This is a genomic window from Neisseria sp. P0009.S007 (genome assembly GCF_051962515.1).
Genome location: NZ_JBQCVF010000283.1, coordinates 1 through 1,692, shown reverse-complemented (window position 1 = coordinate 1,692; position 1,692 = coordinate 1). Strand labels below are relative to the sequence as shown.

Here is a 1,692-nt window from a genome sequence, read left to right as displayed (position 1 = left end):
GAATTTCTGACTTATTTCGACTACTTCGCCCGCAAAGACTACGGCGACGATTATTTGGAAACCCACGGCAAAGAAATTGCCAACCACATGCAGCAGGTGGTGTACAGCATCAACCAGCCCGCCGCCGCGCGCGGTTATCAGAGCGTATTCTGGAATATTTCCGTTTACGATCAATACTATTTCGACGCGATGTTCGGCGATTTCGTCTTCCCCGATTTCAGCAAACCGGTGTGGGCGAGCGTAGCGAAGCTGCAAAACTTCTTCCTCAAATGGTTCAATCAGGAGCGCACCAAAGCCGTTTTGACCTTCCCCGTCGTTACCGCCGCGATGCTGACCGACGGCGGCAAATGCAAAGACACCGTGTTTGCCGACGAAATGGCGAAAGAGTTGGCGGAGGGAAATTCCTTCTTCGTCTATCTTTCCGACAACCCCGACTCGTTGGCTTCCTGTTGCCGACTGCGCAACGCCATTGAAGACCGCACCTTCAGCTACACCCTCGGCGCAGGCGGCGTAGCGACCGGTTCCATCAACGTCATCACCATCAACATGAACCGGCTGGAGCAAGACGGGCGCGACCTTGCCGCCGAAGTCGCTAAAATCCACAAATACCAATACGCCTACCGCAAACTGATGGAAGAATACCAAGCCGCCGGAATGCTGCCCGTTTACGATGCAGGCTTTATCACACTGGACAAACAGTTCCTCACCATCGGCATCAACGGCATGGCGGAAGCCGCCGAATCGCAAGGCATCAAAGTCGGCTACAACGACGACTACATCAACTTCGTCCAAGGCCGTCTGAAAACCATATTCGAAGCCAACCAAGCCGCCAGCAAACACTACGGCGTGAAATTCAACACCGAGTTTGTCCCTGCCGAAAACCTCGGCGTGAAAAACGCCAAATGGGACAAAGCCGATGGCTACAAAGTCAGCCGCGAATGCTACAACTCCTATTTCTACGTCGTCGAAGACGAAGAAATCAACGCGCTCGACAAATTCCTGCTGCACGGCAAGGAACTGGTGGACTGGCTCGACGGCGGCTCCGCGCTGCATCTAAACCTCGACGAAGCCCTGCCCGAATCCGGCTACCGTTCGCTCTTGGACATCGCCGCGCAAACCGGCTGCAACTACTTCTGCGTGAACGTGCGCATCACCATTTGCAACGAATGCGGCCATATCGACAAACGCACCCTGCACGCCTGCTCTGCCTGTGGCAGCCACGACATCGACTACGGCACCCGTGTCATCGGCTATCTGAAACGCGTATCCGCATTCAGTAGCGGACGGCGCAAAGAGCATGCGCTCAGACATTATCACCGTAAAGCGGCGTAATCGTTGAAAAAAAGATTACTTCAAGCATAAGGCCGTCTGAAACTTCAGACGGCCTTGATTATGTTGAGATAGGCAGGCTCTTTCAATGATATAGTTTTGATTAAAATAAACAAAAACTCTTGACGTCTTCATATAATGAATTAACATATAACATCCTTTAACCTAAATTTAAAAAAGCGAGAGACACATGAAAACATCAGCTTTATTGGCAGCTTTATTGGCAGCCCTGTCCCTGTCAGCATGTGGCGACGGTTCAGGCTCATCTTCTTCTGCCGTTTGTGATGAGTACGAAAAAGCATTTGCCGAAGCAACTAAAGACGTAGATGCCGCAACCAAAGACATGATGCAAAAATCTTTCGA

At 51.5% G+C, this 1,692-nt stretch carries 1 protein-coding gene and 1 pseudogene; both read left to right on the top strand.

Annotation, left to right across the window (positions count from 1 at the left end; genetic code table 11):
- Nucleotides 1-1,332 (top strand): anaerobic ribonucleoside-triphosphate reductase (gene nrdD, locus ACTHS3_RS12480; protein WP_440368075.1); only part of this gene is annotated, 1,332 nt, incomplete at its 5' end.
- Between the two features lie 187 nt (nt 1,333-1,519).
- Nucleotides 1,520-1,692: pseudogene (locus ACTHS3_RS12475) on the top strand (DUF5339 family protein); the annotation flags it as partial.